The organism is Pseudodesulfovibrio thermohalotolerans, assembly GCF_021353295.2.
In the GTDB taxonomy this organism is placed as follows: domain Bacteria; phylum Desulfobacterota; class Desulfovibrionia; order Desulfovibrionales; family Desulfovibrionaceae; genus Pseudodesulfovibrio; species Pseudodesulfovibrio thermohalotolerans.
This window is the reverse complement of record NZ_CP120635.1, coordinates 3,159,049-3,178,477: the sequence shown is the minus strand read 5'-3', so window position 1 is coordinate 3,178,477 and position 19,429 is coordinate 3,159,049. Positions and strand designations below refer to the sequence as shown.

General features: G+C 62.0%; 13 protein-coding genes. 6 read left to right on the top strand and 7 right to left on the bottom strand.

The genetic code is table 11. The annotated features are described in order from the left end of the window. Positions 1-100 precede the first annotated feature (100 nt). The 4 genes from LF599_RS14895 (at position 101) to ychF (ending at position 7,458) form a co-directional block, all read left to right on the top strand. Positions 101-1,516 (top strand): DUF4139 domain-containing protein, encoded by a 1,416-nt coding sequence (locus LF599_RS14895; RefSeq protein ID WP_279521324.1) that lies wholly within the window; start codon positions 101-103, stop codon positions 1,514-1,516. 9 nt (positions 1,517-1,525) lie between these two features. Then, positions 1,526-2,725 (top strand): trehalose 6-phosphate synthase, encoded by a 1,200-nt coding sequence (locus LF599_RS14890; protein WP_279521323.1) that lies wholly within the window; start codon positions 1,526-1,528, stop codon positions 2,723-2,725. A gap of 38 nt (positions 2,726-2,763) precedes the next feature. Beyond that, positions 2,764-5,934, top strand: coding sequence for a beta-phosphoglucomutase family hydrolase (locus tag LF599_RS14885; protein ID WP_279521322.1), 3,171 nt, complete (start codon positions 2,764-2,766; stop codon positions 5,932-5,934). Between the two features lie 426 nt (positions 5,935-6,360). Then, a complete protein-coding gene (gene ychF, locus LF599_RS14880; RefSeq protein WP_279521321.1) occupies positions 6,361-7,458 on the top strand; it encodes a redox-regulated ATPase YchF in 1,098 nt (365 codons plus the stop codon). A gap of 351 nt (positions 7,459-7,809) precedes the next feature. Here ychF and LF599_RS14875 read toward each other — a convergent pair whose 3' ends face one another. The 7 genes from LF599_RS14875 to LF599_RS14845 all read right to left on the bottom strand — a co-directional run bounded on the left by LF599_RS14875 (position 7,810) and on the right by LF599_RS14845 (position 15,721). Beyond that, complete coding sequence (locus LF599_RS14875; RefSeq protein WP_279521320.1) at positions 7,810-9,075, bottom strand: class II fructose-bisphosphate aldolase; 1,266 nt, start codon at positions 9,073-9,075, stop codon at positions 7,810-7,812. 153 nt (positions 9,076-9,228) lie between these two features. Further along, a complete protein-coding gene (locus LF599_RS14870; protein ID WP_279521319.1) occupies positions 9,229-9,537 on the bottom strand; it encodes a phage regulatory CII family protein in 309 nt (102 codons plus the stop codon). A gap of 151 nt (positions 9,538-9,688) precedes the next feature. Beyond that, entirely contained in the window at positions 9,689-10,216 is a 528-nt protein-coding gene (locus LF599_RS14865) for an alpha/beta hydrolase (protein WP_279521318.1), read from the bottom strand. Continuing rightward, the gene (locus tag LF599_RS14860; protein WP_279521317.1) at positions 10,209-12,227 is read right to left on the bottom strand and encodes an ATP-binding protein; all 2,019 of its coding nucleotides are present in this window, start codon (positions 12,225-12,227) and stop codon (positions 10,209-10,211) included. Before LF599_RS14860 ends, LF599_RS14865 begins: the two co-directional genes overlap by 8 nt. 164 nt (positions 12,228-12,391) lie before the next feature. Further along, a complete protein-coding gene (locus tag LF599_RS14855) occupies positions 12,392-12,643 on the bottom strand; it encodes a phage regulatory CII family protein (protein ID WP_279521316.1) in 252 nt (83 codons plus the stop codon). Between the two features lie 489 nt (positions 12,644-13,132). After that, complete coding sequence (locus LF599_RS14850) at positions 13,133-13,780, bottom strand: TetR/AcrR family transcriptional regulator (protein WP_279521315.1); 648 nt, start codon at positions 13,778-13,780, stop codon at positions 13,133-13,135. Positions 13,781-13,948: 168 nt separating this feature from the next. Further along, positions 13,949-15,721 (bottom strand): glutamine--tRNA ligase/YqeY domain fusion protein, encoded by a 1,773-nt coding sequence (locus LF599_RS14845; RefSeq protein ID WP_279521314.1) that lies wholly within the window; start codon positions 15,719-15,721, stop codon positions 13,949-13,951. Positions 15,722-15,898: 177 nt separating this feature from the next. Here LF599_RS14845 and LF599_RS14840 point away from each other — a divergent pair, with 177 nt between their 5' ends. Together LF599_RS14840 and LF599_RS14835 are read left to right on the top strand one after the other, a co-directional pair. Next, positions 15,899-16,717, top strand: a complete 819-nt coding sequence (locus tag LF599_RS14840; RefSeq protein ID WP_279521313.1) for a nitroreductase family protein — start codon at positions 15,899-15,901, stop codon at positions 16,715-16,717. A 159-nt stretch (positions 16,718-16,876) separates the two neighbouring features. Then, on the top strand, positions 16,877-19,291 hold the full coding sequence (locus tag LF599_RS14835; protein ID WP_279521312.1) for an acetate--CoA ligase family protein: 2,415 nt from the start codon (positions 16,877-16,879) through the stop codon (positions 19,289-19,291). Positions 19,292-19,429 lie beyond the last annotated feature (138 nt).

Below are 19,429 nucleotides of genomic sequence, written 5' to 3'. Positions count from 1 at the left end.
TTTGTTATATTTTTGCAAAAAGGGAACGGGGCGTGTATCTTCAAGGCTAGTCATTGGTAATTTGTAGCGATGCAATCCCGAACCAACCTTGGAGGACCGAATGAATCGGCCTAGTTTTTCCCTTGCCCTGCTGCTCGCCTTCGCGTTCTTTTTTACCGCATTTAATTCAGGCGCCGCACAGGCCGCCGGTTCAGTCGTGGCCATATACAACACCGGACAGGCCCAGGTGACCGAGTCCCGGGTGGTTACCCTGCCCGAAGGCGCCGCCGCCGTCGTCTTCACCGATATCCCGGAGACCGTGGACCCGTCGTCCATTCGGGCCACCGCCCCGGACATGAAGGTTGAGGACATTCAGTACTCCTATCGCCCTATCACCGTCGACAACCTGCTCGATGCCTATATCGGCAAGGAGCTGTCCGTGATCCTGCCCGATCCGGCGGACGCCAACGCGCGCATCCTGCGCAAGGCCAAGCTCCTTTCCAACGCGGGACGGCCTATCTTCGCCATGGGCAACGAAGTCTACGTGGGCTCCTACGAAGCCGTGCTCCTGCCCGAGATGCCCGCCGGGCTCGACGCTGCTCCCGGCCTGACCCTGACCACGCGCAGCACTGTGGCCGGGCGCAAGAATGTGGCCCTCAGCTATCTCATGGGCGGGATGAACTGGCGGGCCGATTACAATCTGACCGTGACCCAGTCGGGCGCGGCCGCGGACCTGGACGCATGGGCCACGGTTTCAAACAATTCGAATCATGCCTTTCCCGGCGCGGACCTGCGCCTCGTGGCCGGTGAAGTGGGGCGCGTCTCCGCCCGCAAGATGATGGTCCGGTCCAATGTTATGATGTCCGAGGCCGTCAGCCTGGACGCGGCTCCTGCCCCGGCTTCTGCCGCCGAGGAGAGCTTCTCGGCATATCACGTCTATGATCCGGGCCGGTATGTTTCCATTCCGGCCTCCGGTTCCAAGCAGGTCGGGCTGTTCTCGGCCTCGAACATTCCGGTGAAGACAGAGCTGTCGAGCCGTTTTCATAGCGGTCCGAATAGGCTCGCGGGCAAGCTGAACCAGCCCGTTGAGTCGACGCTGATTTTTGCCAACACCGAACAAGGCAAGCTGGGCAGGCCCATGCCGGCGGGCGTGGTGCGCGTGTTCATGCCCGCGTCCGACGGGGCCAAGCTCCTGGCGGGAGAGGCTCGGCTCGGGCACTCGGCCGTCGGCGAGGAAATCCGGCTGGTTATCGGCCGGTCCTTCGACGTCAACGTGGAGCGTGTGCAGACGAGTTTTCAGCGCATCGGCAAGAACGCCGCCGAGGTCGGCTGGCAAATCACGGTGCGCAACGGTTCGGCCGAATCCCGGGACATCAGGCTTCAGGATTCCCTTTCCGGGCAGTGGACCATCCTGAACGCGGACACGCCGTACACGGCCAAGGATGCTGGGACTATCGAATTCGACTTGAAGGACGTCACCCCCTCGGCAGACGGAGAGGGGAAGACGGTCAACTACACCGTGCGTTTCGAATATTAGCTAGGAGGCATGATGGCCGGGATCGATCTCGTTGAACTGAAGACGCTGAAGGATTTCTACGCGCTCATGGCTGCCTCTCGCGAGGTCCGGCGGCGGGCGGTGGCCGATCTCGTAGGAGGGCGGCCCGTCGACGGGGACATCACGGCCTCGCTGTCCAATCTCCTGGCTTCCCTCGAAGCGGTGGAGGAGATCGACGGCAGGAAGCGGCTTTCGCTCGGCGGCGGCCGGACCATCGGTCTGGACATGAGCTACGAGATCGACGAGGCCCGCAAGGATATCTTTTATCTGGAGGAGGGCGAGGAAACCTTCCTGGAGATGCTGGGCGACTTCCACCCCGGCTTCGACGACCATGTGGACCGTGGCCGGGAGCTGCTTCGGGGCGTGGACTTGAATTGTCTGGTCTCCGACCGCGACGGCACCGTCAACAACTACTGCGCCCGCTACCTGACCTCCATCCAGTCCGTCTACAACGCGGTCTTTCTGACCCGGTTCGCCCGCGCCCATGTGCGCAGGCCGGTCATTCTGACCTCGGCCCCCCTGGACGGGCTGGTGCGCATCTCGGTCTCTCCCGACGGCGAGTTCTATTACGCCGCCTCCAAGGGGCGCGAGTGCCTGGACCGCGAGGGCGGGGTGCGGCGGCTGGCCATATCCCCGGAAAAACAGGAAGCCATGGACGGGCTCAACGCCCGGTTGACCGAACTGACCGGACGGCCGGAATACGAGAAATTCACCCTTATCGGATCGGGCCTTCAGTTCAAGTTCGGCCAGTCCACCGTGGCCCGCCAGGACATCAACGGCTCCATCGACAAGGCGGAATCCGAAGGGTTCCTGGCCGTTCTCGAATCGCTGACCGCCGAGCTGGACCCCGGGGCGCGGAATTTCCGCATCGAGGACACCGGGCTGGACGTGGAGATCATTCTCACCGTGGAGACCGAGGGCGAAGGACTCAAGGATTTCGACAAGGGCGACGGCGTGAAGTTCCTGGATAGCGAGCTCGGCCTGAGCCTGGCCGACGGGGCCAGCCTGATATGCGGCGACACGGCGTCGGACGTGCCCATGCTCGAAACGGCCCTGGGCCTTTCGCCGGATGCCAGGGCTATTTTCGTAACAGAAAAGAAGGAGTTGGCGGAGCGGGTGACCGGCCTGACCGATGCGGCGCTTATCGTGCCGGAGCCGGACATGCTCGTGGCCATTCTGGGTACCTTGTGACCCGGACGCCGGAGAATCATAAATTCAAGGAGTGATCCGTGGCAGCTATCACACTCAAGGGCGTCGTCTTCGATCTGGACGGCGTCGTCACCCGGACAGCAAAGGTGCACGCCCAGGCGTGGGAAACCGCTTTCAACGATTTCCTCAAGCATCACGCGGAGGAGACCGGCACTCCGTTCGAGCCCTTCGACCGCACGAACGACTACCAGAACTATGTGGACGGCAAGCCGCGCTTCGAGGGTGTGCTGAGCTTCCTCAAGTCGCGGAACATCCGCCTCGATCCGGGCACGCCCGAGGACCCGCCCGGCTTCGGCACGGTCTGCGCCATCGGCAACAGAAAAAATGTCCTTTTCCAGGAGATTCTCAAGGAGGAAGGACCCGAGGTCTTCGACACCTCCGTGGCCCTGATAAAGGACCTCAAGCGAAACGGCGTGCTCGTGGCCCTGGCGACCTCCAGCCGCAACGGGATGCTCGTTCTTGATCTGGCCGGTTTGACGGACCTCTTCGATGTCTTCGTGGACGGCCTGGTCTCGGCCGAGCTTGATCTCAAGGGCAAGCCCGATCCGGACATCTTCGTCACCGCCGCCGAAAAGATGGGCCTCAATCCCAACGAATGCGTGGTCGTCGAGGACGCCATCTCAGGCGTCCAGGCAGGCTGCGCGGGCAATTTCGGCCTGACCCTGGGCGTTGCCCGGAACATCGGCGGGGAGATGCTCAAGCGGTTCGGGGCGGACATGGTCGTGTCCGACCTGGGCGAGATCACCGTGGACGATCTCATCGAATGGTTCGAATCCGGCATGGCCACGGACGAGTGGTTCCTCTCCTACCACGGCTTCGAGCCGGGCGATGAGAAGCTGCGCGAGACGCTGACGACCGTGGGCAACGGATATCTCGGCACGCGTGGAGCCTATGAGTGCGAGTGCTCGTCCTATTATTTCTATCCCGGCACCTACATCTCCGGCATCTTCAACAAGACCCCCAGCGATGTGGAGGGGCGCGAGATATGGAACAACGACATGGTCAACTGCCCCAACTGGCTGCCCGTGTCCTTCAAGATAGGCAACGGGGAGTTCGTCTCGCCGCTGGCCATGGAGATACTGAGCTATTCCCATAGGTTGAACATGCGCGAGGCCGTCATGGAACGCCATATGGTTGTCCGCGACCAAGTGGGGCGCATCTCCCGTATTTCCTCCAGGCGCGTGGCCTCCATGTCCGAGCCCCATCTGCTTGCCCTGCAATTCGATTTCACCCCGCTCAACTATTCGGCCAAGTTGACCTTCCGTTCATCACTGGACGGCAACGTGGGCAACGAGGGCGTGGCCCGTTACGCCAGCCTGAACACGCGCCACCTCAACCGGGTGGGCGGCGGAAAGAGCGGCGAAGGCATCTATCTGCACGTGGAGACGTCCCATTCGCGCTATCAGATCGTCATGGCCGCCAAGACCCGGATGCTGGAGGACGGTAAACCCATCGACACGCGCAAGGATGTGGTTCAGGAGAGGGCCATGGTCTCCGAGGAAATCTGTGTCCAGGTCAAGGAAAATCATTGCTACGGCCTGGAGAAGTTCGTCTTCGTGCGGACTTCGCTTGACCGCGAGCCCGGCGACCTCCGCGAGATGTGTCTGGACGGCCTCAAGTCGGTAAAGACTTTCAAGGGGGTCCATGGTCCTCACGTCAAGTTCTGGAAGGGGCTGTGGCAGAAGGCCGATATCCGGGTCAGGGGCGACCGTTTCGTGCAACGGGTGCTTAGGCTGCACGTTTATCACCTGCTGGTCACCGCCAGCCCGCACAACGTGGGCCGCGACGCGGGAATGCCCGCCAGGGGACTTTCAGGCGAGGCGTACCGGGGGCACATCTTCTGGGACGAGGTCTACATCCTGCCCTTCTTCGATGCCAATTTCCCGGACATCTCCAAGGCCCTGCTCATGTACCGCTACAACCGTCTGGACGCGGCCCGCAAGTACGCCCGGGAGAACGGCTGCGTCGGGGCCATGTTCCCTTGGCAGACCGCAGACGACGGCAGCGAGGAGACCCAGGAAGTACATTACAACCCCGAGTCCAAGAACTGGGGGCCGGACCTGTCGCGCCGCCAGCGGCACGTATCCATCGCCGTGTTTGTCAACGCCTGGCGATACGTGGCCTGGACCGGTGACCAGGCGTTCCTGCGCGAATACGGGGCGGAGCTGATGCTCGACATCGCCCGGTTCTGGGGCGACATCGCCACCTATGACGGAGCTTCGGACAAGTACCATATCGACGGGGTCATGGGGCCGGACGAGTTCCATGAGAAGGTTCCGGGTGAGAACAAGCCGGGTGTGCGCGACAACGCCTACACCAACATCATGACCGTCTGGCTCCTGGAGAAGGCGCTGGATATCCTCGACAGCCTGCCGCCCAAGATTCGGAAGCAGGTGACCGGGCGCATAGGCCTGACCGACGAGGAGATCGCCAAGTGGCAGGATATGACCACCAAGCTCAACGTTATCGTGACCGAGGACGGCATCGTCAGCCAGTTCGACGGCTACATGGATCTGCCCGAGCTGGATTGGGATTCCTACCGCCAGCGGTTCTACTCCATCCACCGCATGGACCGCATCCTCAAGGCAGAGGGCGATTCGCCCGACAACTACAAGGTCGCCAAGCAGGCGGATACCTTGATGACCTGGTACATTCTCGAACCCGAAGAGGTGGCCCGCATCCTGCGCAAGCTCGGCCATGAGGTAAAAGACCCTGTTAAGCTCCTCAAGGATAATTATGACTTCTACGAGAAGCGGACCAGCCACGGCTCCACGCTCTCCAAGGTGGTTCACGCCGTCATCGCCAAGTACATCTACCCGAGCAACGTGTCCTGGGATTGGTTCATCGAGGCCATGGAATCCGATATCCGGGATACCCAGGGCGGCACCACAGTTGAAGGCATCCACACCGGCGTCATGGCCGGCACCCTGGAGGTCCTCAAGCAGGATTATGCCGGACTCAACCTCTCGTCCTCGCCCATGAAGGTGGACCCCGATCCGCCCGCGCATTGGGGGGAGATGCGGCTGTCCTTCATCTGGCGGTCCATCTGGTTCGATCTCGTTATCGAGCAGGACCGCGTGAACATGACGGCCTTCCATCAGGGCGACAAGGTCGTGCCCGTGGAAATATTCGGTGAGTGTTTTGAGCTGAAGCCGGGCAAGACCGTCGAGGCCCGACGGCCCCAAGGATAACGGGAGTCGGACGGCGGACAGAGGTTTTATTCCGGCACGCCAGCGGCCACCGACCCGTTGAAAAAAAATAACGGCGCGTTTCTTTCGCAAGGAAGCGCGCCGTTTCCCTTGCGCGATCAGCCCACAACCGACGGGACGTGGACGATAAATTTCCGCCCGGCGTATCGTAACCAAAAATCCTTTTTTTGAAAGAGAGTTCCCTTTGCGTGGCCGTCTACGCAAGGCGGTAGCGAAAATATCGGAAAAACAATTGCATACGCGGCCATGATAAGAACGAAACACAAATTCTCCCGGTAAGCCTTTCCCGTTCGTTTCCCCCGGCCGCCGAAGGCCCTTTCCCCGACTTGCCTCAAGGCGGGAAGACGGGTAAGGAGTGTGCCTCGCCGGAGGAATGATATCCGGCAATCTTTTTTTCCGGGAGTTTCCATGTCTTTGAGTATAGGTATCGTCGGGCTGCCCAACGTGGGCAAGTCCACTCTTTTCAACGCGCTTACCAAGGCCCAGAATGCCGAGAGCGCGAACTACGCGTTTTGCACCATCGAGCCGAACAAGGCGGTGGTCCCTGTGCCGGACGCCCGGCTGGATGTGTTGGCCGAATTGGTCAATCCTCAGCGGGTGCAGAACTCCACGGTCGACTTCGTGGACATTGCCGGTCTGGTGGCGGGCGCGAGCAAGGGTGAGGGGCTGGGCAACAAGTTCCTGGCCAACATCCGCGAGACCCAGGCCATTCTGCATGTGGTCCGCTGCTTCGACGATGACGACGTCATCCACGTCGCCAATTCCGTGGACCCGCTGCGCGACATCGAGACCATCGAGACCGAGCTGATCCTCGCCGATGTGCAGGTGCTGGAAAATCGCATCGAGCGCATGGAAAAGATGCTCAAGGGCGACAAGGGACTGGCCCCGAAGATCGAGGCGGGCAAGCAGCTCATGGCCCATCTCGACCAGGGACTGCCCGCATCCACCTTCGAGAGCGACCTTAAGGCTTTGCCGGAACTGCTCGCCGAACTTCGCCTCATCACCGCCAAGAACGTCATCTACTGCGCCAACGTGGACGAGGACGGCCTGACCGAGGACAATGACTACATCCGTTCCGTGCGCGATCTGGCCGAAAAGCGCGGAGCCGAGTTCGTCAAGATTTCCGCCCGCATGGAAGAAGAACTGGTTGGCCTTGAGGATGAGGACTACCAGGAGTTCCTGGAGTCCTACGGCATCAGCGAGTCCGGCCTGGACCAGATCATTCACACCGGCTTCCATACCCTGGGCCTCATCAGCTACTTCACCGCCGGAGTCAAGGAAGTCCGCGCCTGGACCATCCACGACGGCGACAAGGCCCCCCGCGCCGCAGGCGTGATTCATACCGATTTCGAACGCGGCTTCATCCGCGCCGAGGTCATCAGCTACGACAACTTCGTCAAGTATGGTTCCGAGGCTAAATGCCGCGCCGAAGGCGTCCTCCGTGTGGAAGGCAAGGAGTACGTCATGAAGGACGGCGACGTCGTCCACTTTCTGTTCAACGTCTAGCAACGCCGGGCTGATTGCCGGGGGGGAAGGGACCGGAAGCCGCCTTTGGCGGCGATGTCGAGTGATTTCGCCTCCGGCGGCCAAAGGGGCGGGCCCCCTTTGGAATCCCTGTGTCGCCTTCGGCGAAGCGCATAATATCTTAAGCCCCGAAGTCCTCCACACCGGAGCCTTTCCCCGCGAAGCGGCGATAAAAAGTTTAGGAAGGGAGAGGAGATGGGGGTTCGGGGAAGAGAGAGGGAAAGCCCTTTTCAAAGGGTTTCCCTCTCCTCTTCCCCCGGCCGCCGGAGGCAAAAGACAAAAAAACCCGCCCGGATCAATCCGGGCGGGTTTTTTGTTTGCGCTATGCGGCGATTAATCGTCGAAGTCGCCGTGGGGGCCTTTGTCCGTGTCGATTTCGGTGGCGCGGGCCTTGATTTTTTCTTCGGTCCATTCGGCGGGGTCTTCGAACTGTTCGGCTTTGGGGCCGAGGTCGTAGGAACCGGCTTCGAGGATGAGGTCGCAGGCGATGGGGGCGGTGTCCTTGGCGTTGAACACGTTGACGAGGAGGTCGTAGGTGAAATCCTCGACGGCTCCGGCCATGCGTTCGCGAATGGATTCGCTCTGTCCGAGCCAGCGGCGTTCGAAGACGATGTTGAGTTTCTTGTAATTGCCGCCGGTGATGCCGTTGGCGTCGGCGTAGGCGACCATCTCGTCCCAGAGGGCGTCATCGAGACCCTGGCCGGGGACTTTGGCGAAGTGATCGCCGTCCATGATGGCGTTGCCGAACTCGTTGACCTTGACGCCCCAGGCGATCATCTGGAGGGCGGTGGCGACGTTGGCCTTGGTGGTGGCGGTCTTGGCGGCGATCTCGCGCAGTCGCGAGGAATCGTTGCCGGAAGTGCCGTGCTGTGCGCCGGAGGTGCCGTAAGGCGTGAGCGCCTTGTGGATTTCGGCGGTCAGGTCAACCTGGATGCCTTCGCCGGATGCCTCGATGCCGTGGGTGGTGCCGTTGTTCAGCGCGATCCAGTCGGGGCACAGGCCGTGGGCGTTGAGGCCCTGGATGAGGTACTTGGCCTCGACCGGGCTGGACAGGCCGAATTCGCCCTTGATCTCGCCGATTTCGGTCTCGTAACCGGCCCATGCCGGAATGGACGGGGACACGGCGAGGTTGCCGAGCAGGTTGAGATCGTCGGTCATGTGCGAGGCGTCGATGGCGATCGAGGTAACGCCGGAGTCGAACACGGACGGGATTTCAGCCTTGGCCACGGCCACGTCTTCCCACTTCTTCATGAAGTAATGGTCGGCGTGCACGGCTACGGGGATGGTGATGCCGAGTTTGTTGCACAGGTAGTCCACTCGCCGGGCCACGTTCCACAGGGTGGTCGGGCAGTAGGTGGATTCGCTGCGGGCGATCTCGATGATGATGGCGGCGTTGGCCTTCTGCGCGGCACGGAGCGCGCCTTCGATGACGAAGATGTTTCGACCGTTGGCGGCGATGGTCATGCATTGGCCCTTGGCCAGCATGGCGCGGTCGACGACCTTGCCGCTGACGATGAGCGCCTGCGAGTTGGGGAAATTCTTGACGACGTTCGGCGGACGACCGACGGCGAGTGCTTTCTTGAAAGTATCCTGGGCCATGCCCTTCCTCCTTGGAGCGTTTGATTGCTCACGACAGTAAAAACCAATCGATGGGCAAAGTCAAAATGAAAGGGGTCCGGAAGCCGGGATCGAACCCGCTGACCGGGCGCGGCAGTGACGCCCGGGTCAGCGGAAGCGGCGGCACCCGGTCGCCTACATGGTCGTTTCCCGTTCGCGGGAGAGACGGGGGCTGCTGCCGCGTTCCACCCGCCTGATGCCGTCGAGCGGCATTAGGGTGTAGCCCATTTCGCGGGCCATGAATTCGAGGATTGAGATGTTGCGCGTCGCCTTGACGATTTCGAACATGGTTTCGGCCCCGAGCTTGGCATGAGCGTCAAATGGATTGAGCTCCCGAAGCAGCGTGGAATAGGGCTTCTTGATCGCCCGGGACACCTCCTTTGCCGGGATGTGGCCGTCCAGGACCAGGTCCTGCATTTTCTTGGTCAGGTTCTTCTCGAACATGTCTACCCCCCACATGTTGGATTTTCTGCCTAGTAAATGAAGTTAGCCCCTTTTTTCCGTTTTCGTCAACGTGATTTGAAATGGTGGAGCAAGTCGGTTGTCGGGAGGGAAGTGGGCGTCGGGCGGTCGGGCGTGTGGCCGGGAGAGCGGATTAGGGGCGACCCGGTGCGTCCGGCGCGGTGGCGGAAGCCAGGAAGCGGGCGAACAGGGCGCAAAGTTCGGCTGTGGAATTTTCCAGTCGATGTCCGTCTGCGAGAACGTGGAGCGCGGCCTTGTGGGTGCGGGCGAAGCGGATGGCGTTGTCCACTGGGACCACATCGTCGTTCCAGCCGTGGATTACGGTGGCGGGGCCGGGCAGGTTGGAAAAGACGTGCACGGCGTAGCCCGGCAGGTAGAAGGCGGGAGCGAGGAGGAAGAGGCCTGTTACGTCGGCGGTCATGGAGGCGGCCGCGGCCACGTATCCGCCCATGCTCGAACCGGCCAGGATGGCGGGCCGGTCGTCTTCGGCCAGGATGGAGGTCAGGCGGGCCACCCTGCTGTCCGGGTCGTCCAGGTCGCTGAAGTCCGGTCCTTCCATGCTCAGTCCCATCTTCAGGGCCGTCTCGGCGAGGGCCATGCTTTTGGTTCCCCATGGGCGGCTCAGGGAGCCGTGGCACCACAGCAGGCGGAAATCACGCATGGTCTTCACTCCCGGACCGGCCAGGTCTTTCGCCTGCGAGTTTTCGGATGATGTCGAAAAGGGCGCTCTTCTTGACCGGCTTGGGCAGATGGTAATCCGCGCCCGCTTCAAAGCATCGCCGGGCGTCCTCGTCCATGGCAAAGGCGGTCATGGCCACCACGGGTGTGGGGGCGAGCCCCTGCTCGCGTTCCCAGTCGCGTATGTTTCGGGTGGCTTCGAATCCGTCCATGATCGGCATCTGGATGTCCATGAGGATCAGGTCGAAGTCTCCATTCTTGAAAAGCTCGACGCCGGACTTGCCGTCTTCCGCCACGGTCAGGCCGCAGAGCGTGTCTTCGAGGTAGGTCTGGGCCACAAAGGCGTTGTATCGGGAATCCTCGAACATGAGGATGTCCAGAGGGGGCAACGGGGTGTCCTCGGCGGCCGGTTGCGGCTCGGGCGCGGGGGATTCCGCTCTGGGGGCGGTGCCGAATCGGGCGGTGAAATGGAAGGTGCTTCCTCTGCCCGGGGTGCTTTCGGCCCAGATGCGTCCGTCCATCATGTGGACCAGCTCCTTGCTGATGGCCAGCCCCAGGCCCGTGCCGCCGAACTGGCGTGTGGTCGAGCTGTCCGCCTGGGTGAAAGCTTCGAATATGGCCCCGAGCTTGTCGCCGGACACGCCGACGCCAGTGTCGGAGATGGAGAAATGCAGCAGGGCGGTCTTGCCGTCGTTGGACGCCTGCTCAACGTTCAGGGCCACCGAGCCCGAATCCGTGAACTTGATCGCGTTGCCCAGCAGGTTGAAGAGAATCTGGCGCAGCCGGGTGGGGTCGCCCTCCAGCCGTTTGGGCACATTCATGGAGGGGGTGCAGGTCAGGTTCAACCCTTTTTGCGCGGCCTTGTTCCGGATGATTCCGCAGGAGCGGTCCAGGATGTCGTCCAGGGAGAACCAAGTCCGCTCCAGGGTCAGGTGGCCAGCCTCGATTTTGGACAGGTCCAGGATGTCGTCCAGGATTTCGAGGAGGTTCTCGCCCGCCGTGCGGAAGACGTCCACGTAACGCGCCTGATCCTCGGAGAGTTCCGTTTCCCAGAGGATGTCGGCCATGCCGAGGATGGCGTTCATGGGCGTCCTGATTTCATGGCTCATGGAGGCCAGGAAGCTGCTTTTGGCTGCGTTGGCCATGTCGGCGGCCTTCTTGGCCCGGCGCACCTGGTCCAGGGCACTGTTCAGGGAATCGTTTTTGCTCTTGAGTTCCTCGGTGCGCTCCTTGACCCTGCTCTCCAGGATGTTCTGGTGATTCTGGAGCTTGGCGTTGGCCTCCTGGAGGTCGCGGATCAGGTGGCGCACGGATTGGCGCATGTCGTCGATGGCCCGGGCGAGGCTGCCCAGCTCATTGGAGGCCGAAGTATCGATGGGCGCGTCGAGATTGCCGTCGGCGATGGTCGTGGCCGACTCTTCGAGATCCATGAGCGGGGCCAGGAAGTGTTTGCGCATGTAGCGGACCGCGGCCAGGGTCAGGGTCAGGATCAGGAGCAGGGCCAAGGCGAAGGTCAGCCCTCCGAACATAACCATCTCCTGCACGTACCCTTCGGTGGAAACGGCCAGGTTGAAGGAGCCTATCCAGTCGCCGTATTTGCGGATTTCGACGGATTTGGTGATGAACCTATGGTCGTTGGCGAAGTAGTCGAAGTCATGGCCCGTGAAGCGCGGGCGGCTTTGTGAGGCCATGATCTCCCGGCCGGTGACGACTTGGGCGAAGGCCACGGTGTCGTCTTCGAGCACGGCGTCGATGAAGTCGCGGGCCGAGGCGTAGTCGACCTGCCAGACCGCCGTGGCCAGACTGGTCCGGGCCATGTGCGCGATGCTGTCCGCCCGATCCGACAGGCGGACATGGAGCCGGTAGCCGTTGAACAGGACGAGCGCGCAGGAAAAAGCCAGAACAATGACCGAGATGAAGGCGATCTGGGCCAGTTTTGCCCGTCGGCTGAGAGAGTCGGCCCTGGAAAGCCGGGCTCTGGATTGTTGGATCATGTGTTCAGCTCTTTCCTCTGGTTGGAGAATACCTTTGTATTTCTAAGCCGAACGCATGATCTTGGCAAGGAGTCAGACGCTTTTCCGCGGCAGTCGCGGGCTTTTGTTTCCTCCCCAAAAAAAAGCCGGGCGCGAGGCCCGGCTGAAAATCGGTTGAAAAAGGTCTAGGCTGTGCCCGTTTCTAGGCTGAACCCCATCTCCGACGCCATGAACTGGAGCGGACGCACATCCCGCGTCACCTTCATGATTTCGAGCAGGGTTTCGGCTCCCAGTTTGGCACTGGCGTCGAAGGGGTTGATTTCACGCATCAGGGTTGAATACGGCTTGTTGATCTTTTGAGCCACGACCTTGGCCTGGATGCCACTGTCGAGGATGCAGTCCTGAACGACTTTGGTCACATTTTTTTCAAACATCATGCCCTCCCGCATTGCGTTTGATATGGTTGTTGGCGAAACGCTACCCATGACTAGCAACCAGTGTGCCATTCTCTTATTATTTTTATTATAATCAGGATTATTCAATAGTTATAGCAATCCTATAAAATGCATTCTGTATTTGGACATGTCGCATTGATGTTGCAAGTGTCGCGCAACGCGACATGGTGCAACAAAAGTGCCGCAAATGCGACAGTCAGAATAGGGCGAAAAAAAAGGGAGCCGCTGGCGCGGCTCCCTGATACCCGGCATTGCCGGGGTGTCCGAAACGTATCTGTCAGGCTGTCAGGTGTGGGTTGCGGTCCATTTCTGTGCGCCTTAGGAGGTGTTGATTCGTTCGGGACTAAGGGTGCTGTTTTGTTGCCCAGTCTTCAGACCAGGACTTGAAGGAGTCTATGTATTGCAGCCATGCACGGCTGCCCAATACGATCTCGATGATTCTTGCGGCGGTAAGATTCTTGAACATGGTGTCTACCTCGCTCTTGATTCCGTTCTCGACGCGTTTGCCTGCTCCATGGGGATGCCGTTCTCGACGGCGATCTCGTTGGAGAGGACGGTTATGCTGCGTTCCACGTGGTTGATGGTCTCGGCGAAGAGGTTGTTGGACTCGTACGGCGACAGGAGGCTGGTGCGGACCGAGCCGACGATGTTGCCGTAGATGATGAGTGCGGTCTGTTCCAGGGGGAGGGAACGGATCGTGCCGTCCTCGATGCCGAGGGCGACGCAGCGTTTGAGCTCGTCAATGAAAATGCTGAACTTCTCGGCCACCTTGGCGCCGTCGACACCGGGCTCCATGTGGCTGAAGGGGGAGCAGCGCAACAGGACGGGGAAGCCGGTCCTGTGCTCTTCGGTAAAATCGAAATATGCGGACATGTAGGCCCGGATGGCCTCAATGCCGGTCTCTGCCTTGGCTGTGGCTTCGTGCAGACAGAGGATCAGCCGGTCGGCCATGTCGAATCCGGCGGCCAGGAAGAGATCCTGCTTGCTGCCGAAGTAGTGGGAAACGAGGCCGAAGGAAACGTCGGCGCGGCCAGCCACGTCCTTGACGGTGGCGGCGTGGAATCCCAGTTGCCCAAAGGCTTCCTGGGCGGCGCAGAGTATGGCTTCCTTCTTGGTCATGTCGTTGTTTCCTTGTATCGATTGATTGTGCAATCAGTCGTTGATCCAGCTATAGATTGATTGAACAATCAATGTCAAGGACTAACCTGGATATTTTTGGAATAATTGGCGTAATAAATAGAAAAGGCCGCGTAATGCGGCCTTTTCTTTGGATATTTTTAACGAGTTCTAATTCGTTTTTTTCTGGATTTTGGCCCAGGTGTCACGAAGGGTGGTGGTGCGGTTGAAGATCATGGCTTGACCGGGCTTGTGGTCGCGCCAGTCGGCGCAGTAGTAGCCCGTGCGCTCGAACTGGAAGTTCGCGCCCGCTTCCATGTCGGCCATGGCCGGTTCCACCTTGCAGCCGGACAGCACTTCCAGGGAATCGGGGTCGACGTAGTCGACGAAGGTTTTGCCTTCCTCGGGGACGTTGGGGTTGTCCGTGCTGAACAGCGGGCCGTAATTGCGCACCTCGGCGTCAAGGGCGTGTTTGGCCGAGACCCAGTGCAGGGTGCCCTTGACCTTGCGGCCGCCTTCCAGCCAGCCGCCCTTGGATTCGGGATCGTAGGTGGCGCGGATTTCCGTGACGTTGCCGTCCGCGTCCTTCTCGTATCCGGTGCACTTGACGTAGTACGCCCCGCGCAGTCTCACCTCGCGGTCCGGTCCCATGCGGAAGAATTTCTTGGGCGGCTCCTCCATGAAGTCGCTGCGCTCGATCCAGACTTCCCGGGTGAACGGCACCTTGCGGGTTCCGTAGGATTCGTCCTCGGGGTTCAGGGCGATTTCGAAGACGTCCTCCTGCTCCTCGGGGTAATTTTCGATGACCAGCTTGACCGGGTCCATGATGCCCATGTAGCGCGGGGCGCGTTTGTTCAGGTCCTCGCGCAGGCAGGCTTCGAGCAGGGCGTATTCCACCATGGAATCCGCCTTGGCTACGCCGATGCGGTCGCAGAAGTCGCGGATGGATTCCGGGGTGAAGCCACGTCGCCGGAAGCCGGAGATGGTCGGCATACGGGGATCGTCCCATCCAGTGACGTATCCTTCCTTGACGAGCTGGATGAGCTTGCGCTTGGAAAGCACGGTGCCGGTGATGTTCAGCCGGGCGAATTCGTACTGCCTGGGGCGGTCGGTGAAGCCGGGGAGTCCGGCCAGCTCCTCGTACAGGGCGGCGTTCTCGCCGAACAGTTCGGGCTGTTTCAGGCCTTCCATGAGGGTGTCCACGCACCAGTCGTACAGTGGGCGGTTGTTTTCGAACTCCAGAGTGCAGATGGAGTGGGTGATGCCCTCAATGGCGTCGGACAGGCCGTGGGTGAAGTCGTACATGGGGTAGATGCACCAGGTGTCGCCGGTCCGGTGATGGTGGGCGCGCTTGATGCGGTACAGGGCCGGGTCACGCAGCATGACGTTGGGCGCGGCCATGTCGATCTTGCCGCGCAGGATGCACTCGCCGTCGCCGAATTCGCCCGCCCGCATGGAGCGGAACAGGGCGAGGTTCTCCTCCACGGTCCGGTCGCGGTAGGGGGAGTTCTTGCCGGGTTCCTTGAGGGTTCCCCGGTTCACGCGAATTTCTTCGGCGGACTGGTGGTCCACGTATGCCTTGCCCATCTTGATGAACAGTTCGGCTATGTAATAGAGCTTTTCGAAGTAGTTCGAGGCATAGAAATTATTGTCCCAGTCGAAACCGAGCCAGTGGACGTCCTCGCGGATGGAGTCGACGTATTCCACGTCCTCCTTGACCGGGTTGGTGTCGTCGAAGCGCAGGTTGCACTTCCCGTCGTAATCGCGGGCGAGCCCGAAATTGAGGCAGATGGACTTGGCGTGGCCGATGTGCAGGTAGCCGTTCGGTTCAGGCGGGAACCGGGTGTGGACGCGGCCGTGATAGGTGCCGTTTTCCATGTCCTTGTCGATGATCTGGCGAATGAAGTCCTTGCCCTTTTCAGGGGCTTCGGGTTTGGTGCTCATGGGAAACCTCGTTGTATGAATTGACCGTTTGCCGGTCGAACTGTCGCGTGTGGGGCGTTATTCCTTAGCCTGCCCGTGGCACGGAAATACGGGAAAACGGCTTGCCGGTCAACGCAATGCTTGCCTGCCGCGGTACGGGCGGTCACACTGCGCGGACCATTCCAAGGAGGAGAATAAATGTCGTTGTTCACCATCGATGAGACCCGCTGCAAGCGGGACGGCCTGTGCGCCGCCGACTGCCCGGCGGGGTGCATTGTCTTCGAGAAGGGCGGTCTGCCCGAACCCCACGAAAAGAAGCAGGCGTATTGCCTGGATTGCGGGCACTGCATGGCGGTCTGTCCTGCGGACGCCATCCGGTTGGATCGGTTCGCGGCCGGGAGCGTCCCCCTCGACAAGGGGTTGCGCATTTCCCTTGACCAGGCCGAGCAGTTCCTCAAGGGGCGGCGTTCCATGCGCGCTTTCCGTGACGAGCCGGTGGACGCCAGCCTGTTGGATCGGCTTCTGTCCGTGACCGGGTACTGCCCGTCCGGCCATAACGCCCGGCCCACGCGTTGGGTCGTGGCCCACGGCGCGGACAAGGTGGCGGGTGCGGCCGGGGCCGTCGCCGCCTGGATGCGTGCCGAGTCCGAGGCCGACACGCCTCTGGCCGCAGCCCTGCACCTGCCCGGCATCGTCCGGGCCTGGGACAACGGCATGGACCTCATCTGCCGCAACGCCCCGGTCCTGGCCGTGGCCGTCGGTCCGCAACGGGGCATCACCCCCCGCGAGGACGGGGTTATCGCCACTGCTTATCTGGAGTTGGCCGTGTCTGGCGCCGGGCTGGGCGCGTGTTGGTGCGGCTATCTGGTGGCCGCCGCCGCGCACAACGACGGAGTGCGGGAGTTCCTCGGCGTGGCTGCCGGGGAGGCGGTGTACGGCGCGCTCATGCTGGGTCATCCCGCCCGGCGGTACACGGCCGTCCCGCCACGTCAGGAGCCCTCGGTGAGATGGCTCTGAGTCCGCTCCGGGTGGACTCTTTCTCGCGGCCGGGGTAGGCTCCTGCCGCGACCGCGACCGTTCTCCATCCCCGCTACGGCGAGGTGGCGGACAGGCGGGGCGCGTGCGGAAAACCATAAGCCGGGCGGGCTCGCCCCGTCCCGGGAACAGGAGAGCGGCATGGCGGATGCCCAGTATGCCTTTGGTTCGGTCCATGTGGAGATCAATTTCGAGGCCATCGACACCCTGTTCGGGCAGGCCCATGCCCAGGGACGCCACTCCCTGTTCGAGTATGAGGTCTACGACCTGCTCAAGGCCTCGGGCGCGGAAACTCCGCCCCGGTGCGTACTGCTGGAAAGGGCCGGGCGGTTCTCGGACGAACAGCTTTCGGTCCTGCCCGGCGGGAAAGTTGTCCTTAAAATCGTTTCGCCCACCATCGTGCATAAAACCGAGGCGGGCGGGGTCCGCGTGGTGGAGAACCGCCCGGACGCCATCCGTTCGGCCATGCGGCGTATGCTTTACGAGGTTCCCGAGAACTTCGCCGCCGCCCTGGAGCGCGACCCCGGCTCCGCGCCCGGTCCGTATCGGGGATTGCGCGGCGAGCCGTTGGTTTCAGCCGTGGCCCGGGACCTGCGCGGCGTGCTTATGGTCCAGTTCATGGAGCCGGATTCCACGGCCTTCGGCAACGAGCTCCTGGTGGGCATCCGCCGGACCCGCGAGTTCGGCATGGTCATCACCGCCGGGCTGGGCGGGACCGATACCGAGTTGTACGCCGAGCGGTTTCGCAAGGGCCAGGCCGTGACCATAGCCTCCACGGCCCTGACTGACGGCGTGCGCTTTTTCGAGCTTTTCCGCCGGACCATCTCCTATCGCAAGCTGGCCGGGCTGACGCGGGGGCAGCGGCGCATCGTCACCGACGAGCAGCTCATCGAGTGCTTTTCCTCGTTCATCGACATGGCCAACCATTATTCCCCGGACAATCCGGACGCGCCGTTCCACATCGAAGAGCTGGAGATCAATCCGTTCGCCTACGCCGATTACCTCATGGTCCCCCTGGACGGGCTGTGCCGGTTTTCCGAAAAGGGATCAGTGCGCGCCGCCCGTCCGGTGGGCAAGATCGCCCAACTGCTCAAGCCGTCGTCCATCGGCATCATCGGCGTTTCGGCCTCGCGCATGAATTTCGGGCGGATCATCCTCAAGAACGTGCTCGAAGCCGGATTCCCGGCCGAGGACGTGCGTCTGGTCAAGCCGGGCGAGACCGAGATAGACGGAGTGGCCTGCGTCCCGGACCTGAAGTCTCTGGATCGGCGGCTCGATCTTTTCGTGGTGGCGGTGGGCGCGGAGCAGGTCCCGGCCTTAGTGGACGAACTCGTCTCCCTGGACTGCGCCGAATCGGTCATGCTCATTCCCGGCGGCCTGGGCGAGACCAGGGAAAGCCGCGAGCGCGCCGCCGAGGTCATCGCCCGGATTGATGCGGCTCACGCCGACGGCGGCGGGCCGGTTTTCCTGGGCGGCAACTGCATGGGCGTCGTCTCCAGGCCCGGCCGGTACGACACCTGGTTCATCCCCGAGGAAAAGCTGCCTCCCCTGGCTCCGGGCGGACATCATAGGGCGGCCTTCATCTCCCAGTCCGGGGCGTTCATGCTCACCCGGCTCTCCCAGTGCCCCATGCTCAATCCCGCTTACATGGTCTCCATGGGCAACCAGACCGACCTGACCCTCGGCGACATGGTCTCCCACTTCAGCGAGGCCGACGACGTGGACGTCATTGCCGTGTACGCGGAAGGGTTCAACGACATGGACGGGCTTGGTTTCTGCCGGGCCGTCCGGCGGGCGGTGCGCAAGGGCAAGGATGTGGTTTTCTACAAGGCGGGCCGGACCCCGGAGGGCAAGTCCGCCACCAGCGGCCATACCGCTTCCCTGGCCGGGGATTACGCGGTCTGCGAGTCTTGTGTGCGCCAGGCCGGAGCCATTGTGGCCCACTCCTTCACCCAGTTCGAGAATCTTTTCCTGCTGGCCGAACGGCTGAACGGCAAGACCATCGGCGGCAACAGGCTGGCCGCCGTGTCCGGCGCGGGCTTCGAGGCCGTGGGCATGGCCGATTCCATCCAGACGGACGACTACTCCATGACCTTGGCTCCGCTGACCGGGGCCACCTGCCGCGCCCTCGGCGAACTCGTCGCCGCCAACCGGCTGGCCGGGCTGGTCACCGTGACCAATCCCCTGGACATCACCCCGGCCGCAGACGACCGGGTTCACGCCGAGGCCGTTCGGCTGCTGGCGCTTGATCCCAACGTGGACGCCGTGGTGGTCGGGCTCGATCCCCTGTCTCCGGTCATGCGCACCCTGGCCGATCCGGATGCCCCCCTGACCATGGACAACGAGCGGTCCATCGCCGCCCTCATGGCCGAACTGCTGCCGGTTCTGGACACCCCGGTCATCGGCGTGGTGGACGGCGGCCGCCAGTATGATCCGCTGGTGGACCGGCTCAAGGAGGCCGGGCTGTGCACCTTTCGCACCTCGGATCAGGCCGTGGCCGCACTGGCCCAATACATGGACGGGCGGTTGAACGCGGCGCGCATTCGTATGCGCTGAGCGGGGCGCTTTTGAAAGGATGGTCGGGTGGTTTTGCCTCCGGCGGCCAAAGGGGCGGGCCCCTTTGAAATAGCCACGACCTTTGTGTGTGACTATAGGCTCTTCTCTCCTGTTTTCAACGGGTTGTCGACTGACGTC

What these genes read in the sequence shown, in the direction of transcription:
- LF599_RS14895 (WP_279521324.1), top strand. Translation starts at nt 101, where the DNA reads ATGAATCGGCCTAGTTTTTCCCTTGCCCTGCTGCTCGCCTTCGCGTTC.
- LF599_RS14890 (WP_279521323.1), top strand. Translation starts at nt 1,526, where the DNA reads ATGATGGCCGGGATCGATCTCGTTGAACTGAAGACGCTGAAGGATTTC.
- ychF (WP_279521321.1), top strand. Translation starts at nt 6,361, where the DNA reads ATGTCTTTGAGTATAGGTATCGTCGGGCTGCCCAACGTGGGCAAGTCC.
- LF599_RS14875 (WP_279521320.1), bottom strand. Translation starts at nt 9,075, where the DNA reads ATGGCCCAGGATACTTTCAAGAAAGCACTCGCCGTCGGTCGTCCGCCG.
- LF599_RS14870 (WP_279521319.1), bottom strand. Translation starts at nt 9,537, where the DNA reads ATGTTCGAGAAGAACCTGACCAAGAAAATGCAGGACCTGGTCCTGGAC.
- LF599_RS14865 (WP_279521318.1), bottom strand. Translation starts at nt 10,216, where the DNA reads ATGCGTGATTTCCGCCTGCTGTGGTGCCACGGCTCCCTGAGCCGCCCA.
- LF599_RS14860 (WP_279521317.1), bottom strand. Translation starts at nt 12,227, where the DNA reads ATGATCCAACAATCCAGAGCCCGGCTTTCCAGGGCCGACTCTCTCAGC.
- LF599_RS14855 (WP_279521316.1), bottom strand. Translation starts at nt 12,643, where the DNA reads ATGATGTTTGAAAAAAATGTGACCAAAGTCGTTCAGGACTGCATCCTC.
- LF599_RS14850 (WP_279521315.1), bottom strand. Translation starts at nt 13,780, where the DNA reads ATGACCAAGAAGGAAGCCATACTCTGCGCCGCCCAGGAAGCCTTTGGG.
- LF599_RS14845 (WP_279521314.1), bottom strand. Translation starts at nt 15,721, where the DNA reads ATGAGCACCAAACCCGAAGCCCCTGAAAAGGGCAAGGACTTCATTCGC.
- LF599_RS14840 (WP_279521313.1), top strand. Translation starts at nt 15,899, where the DNA reads ATGTCGTTGTTCACCATCGATGAGACCCGCTGCAAGCGGGACGGCCTG.
- LF599_RS14835 (WP_279521312.1), top strand. Translation starts at nt 16,877, where the DNA reads ATGGCGGATGCCCAGTATGCCTTTGGTTCGGTCCATGTGGAGATCAAT.